Consider the following 2,831-nt stretch of genomic DNA (forward strand, 5'->3'; position numbering starts at 1 on the left):
CCCAATGCCCCCGCGACCCCGCCATTTCTGCCTCCCCGGCAAGAATTGCCCTAAGCTGACGACCCCTGCGATTGCTTCACCGGGATGCGGCCTATATTAAAGGAGTGCTCTCAGCCGCTTTCGACCGGGCCAGCCAGCCCTGCGGGAACCAAAGTTCCGCAGGGCCAATGATGCCCCGGTCAAAGGCACCGAAATCGCGGATCGCCCAACGCCTCCGTCAACACTTTAAGCCCATGCTCAACAGTCTCGATCTCGAAGGCCGTCCGCAGGACACCAGGGTCGTCGTCGCCATGTCGGGCGGCGTCGATTCCTCGACGACGGCTGCGCTGCTCAAGGCGGAGGGCTATGACGTCGTCGGCATCACGCTGCAGCTCTACGACCACGGCGCGGCGACCCATCGCAAGGGCGCCTGCTGCGCCGGCCAGGACATCCACGACGCCCGCGATGTTGCCGCCAAGCTCGGCATTCCCCATTACGTGCTCGACTACGAGGACCGCTTCCGCGAGTCCGTCATCGACAATTTCGCCGATAGTTACGCGCTCGGCGAGACGCCGGTGCCGTGCATCGAGTGCAACCGCTCGGTCAAGTTTCGCGACCTCCTGAAGACCGCGCGCGAGCTTGGGGCCACCGCGCTCGCCACCGGTCATTATGTTGCCTCGCGCCGCCTCGCCGATGGCTCGCGCGCGCTGGTCTGCGCGGCCGACGCTGATCGCGACCAGAGCTATTTCCTGTTCGCCACCACGCGCGACCAGCTCGACTATCTGCGCTTTCCGCTCGGCGACATGACCAAGCCGGAGACCCGCGAGCTCGCCCGCCGCTTCGGCCTTTCCGTCGCCGACAAGCACGACAGCCAGGACATCTGCTTCGTGCCCACGGGCCGCTACACCGACATCATCACCCGTCTGCGGCCGAACGCGATGGATCCCGGCGACATCGTCGATCTCGACGGCCGCGTGCTCGGCCGCCACAGCGGCATCGCCAATTTCACCGTCGGCCAGCGCCGCGGCCTCGGCATCGCCTCCAGCGCGCCGCTGTTCGTGGTGCGGCTGGATGCTGCGAGCCGCCGCGTCGTCGTCGGCCCGCGCGATGCGTTGAAGATGCACCGCATCGTGCTGCGCGACGTCAACTGGATCGGCGATGGCGATATCGACCGCGCCGTCGGGTCAGGCCTCGAGATGTTCGTCCGCGTGCGCTCGACCCGCAGCCCCCAGCCGGCGTGGCTGCGCGGCGGCAACGGTCACTACGAGGTCGAGCTCGTCGCCGGCGAAGAGGGCGTCTCGCCCGGACAAGCCTGCGTGTTCTACGACGCGCCCTCCGGCCAGGCCCGCGTGCTCGGCGGCGGCTTCATCCAGAGCGCCGCAGCCAAGGTCGCGAGCAACGCGACGCGGCCGCTCGCAGAAGCCGTGCGCGGCTAATTCCGATGAGATCAGGCCCGACTGCCACCGCAACGACGGTGCGCCCCCTCTCCCGCCTGCGGGAGAGGGTTGGGGAGAGGGCTCTCTCCACGCGCGACATCTCGCGAGAGGATAAAGCCCTCACCCGCCGCGCTCTTGCGAGCGCGTCGACCTCTCCCGCAAGCGGGAGAGGTGCAGCGAGTGCGCAGCGACATTTGATTCCACCAATCGTCATCACACTCTAAAAGATTTCCGGGGCAGGGGGGCATGGCAGCAGACATCTCGCGGGCCGGGGTCGAGAAGGCCTATGGCCGCTGGGCGCCGGTCTATGATCTCGTGTTCGGCAAGGTGTTCGACGCCGGACGGCAGTCGACCATCGCCGAGGCCGACCGCATTGGCGGCCGCATCCTCGACGTCGGCGTCGGCACCGGGCTGTCGCTCTCCGACTATGCGCGCACCACAAAAATCTGCGGCGTCGACATCTCCGAGCCGATGCTGCGCAAGGCGCAGGCGCGGGTGCGGGCGCTGCGGCTGTCCAATGTCGAGGTCCTCTCGGTGATGGACGCGAAGAATCTCGCGTTCCCCGAAAACTTCTTCGACGCGGTGGTCGCGCAATACGTCATCACCGCCGTGCCCGATCCCGAAGGCACGCTCGACGAGTTCGTGCGCGTGCTCAAGCACGGCGGCGAGTTGATCCTGGTCAATCACATCGGCGCTGAGGCGGGTGCGCGAAAGCTGTTCGAGCTGGCATTCGCCCCCGTAGCCCGCCGCCTCGGCTGGCGCCCGGAATTCCCGTGGCAGCGCCTGGTCGACTGGGCCGAAAGGCACGGCGGCATCACCTTGGCCGAGCGCCGCCCGATGCCGCCGATGGGCCACTTCTCGCTGATCCGCTACCGCAAATCGTGACGGGACGCGCTTGGCGTTCATGAGATTTGCTGGCGGCCAAGCCGGCGGTGCGCGCCCTCTCCCGCGTGCGGGAGAGGGTAGGGGAGAGGGCTTTCTCCACCAGCGATATCTCGCGAGCGGATAAAGCCCTCACCGCCACGCTCTTGCGAGTGTGTCGACCTCTCCCGCAAGCGGGAGAGGTAAGCGGAGTTCGCGGCGGTCATCGAATCCAAATTCGTAATGATCCAAAGCCCGATCACTTCGCGCTTTGGCAGGGAACAGGCCGGACGCCCCGCGCGTTTCCCCTCCATGCGCACGACATCAAACATCATCCTGGCGAGCCTCCTGATCGCCGCCTCTGGCGGAGCGATCGCGCAGGCTCCGCCCGCCCCTGCGACGCCGCCGCAACAGACCGCGCCGCCGTCCCCGCAACACGCCACCGACTGCACGCCGTCCGATCGGCTGCGCGGCAGCGTCCCCGACGGCACCACCACCGGCCAGTCCCGGGAACCGCTCGGCGAAAAGCTGGCAAGATCCGAGGGCGTGCTGTGC

Annotated in this window: 3 protein-coding genes; all 3 read left to right on the forward strand. The window is 67.6% G+C overall.

Annotated elements, in window-relative coordinates:
• The first annotated feature begins 233 nt into the window (after positions 1-233).
• Positions 234-1,415, forward strand: coding sequence for a tRNA 2-thiouridine(34) synthase MnmA (gene mnmA / locus GWG65_RS39990; protein WP_275200885.1), 1,182 nt, complete (start codon positions 234-236; stop codon positions 1,413-1,415).
• Between the two features lie 246 nt (positions 1,416-1,661).
• Positions 1,662-2,300, forward strand: a complete 639-nt coding sequence (locus GWG65_RS39995) for a class I SAM-dependent methyltransferase (RefSeq protein ID WP_275200886.1) — start codon at positions 1,662-1,664, stop codon at positions 2,298-2,300.
• A gap of 288 nt (positions 2,301-2,588) precedes the next feature.
• On the forward strand, positions 2,589-2,831 hold a 243-nt coding region (locus GWG65_RS40000), incomplete at its 3' end, for a hypothetical protein (RefSeq protein WP_275200887.1).

Source organism: Bradyrhizobium sp. CSA207, from assembly GCF_029051685.1.
In the GTDB taxonomy this organism is placed as follows: Bacteria; Pseudomonadota; Alphaproteobacteria; order Rhizobiales; family Xanthobacteraceae; genus Bradyrhizobium.

Coding starts and splice junctions, on each gene's coding strand:
- mnmA (WP_275200885.1), top strand. CDS start 234: ATGCTCAACAGTCTCGATCTCGAAGGCCGTCCGCAGGACACCAGGGTC.
- GWG65_RS39995 (WP_275200886.1), top strand. CDS start 1,662: ATGGCAGCAGACATCTCGCGGGCCGGGGTCGAGAAGGCCTATGGCCGC.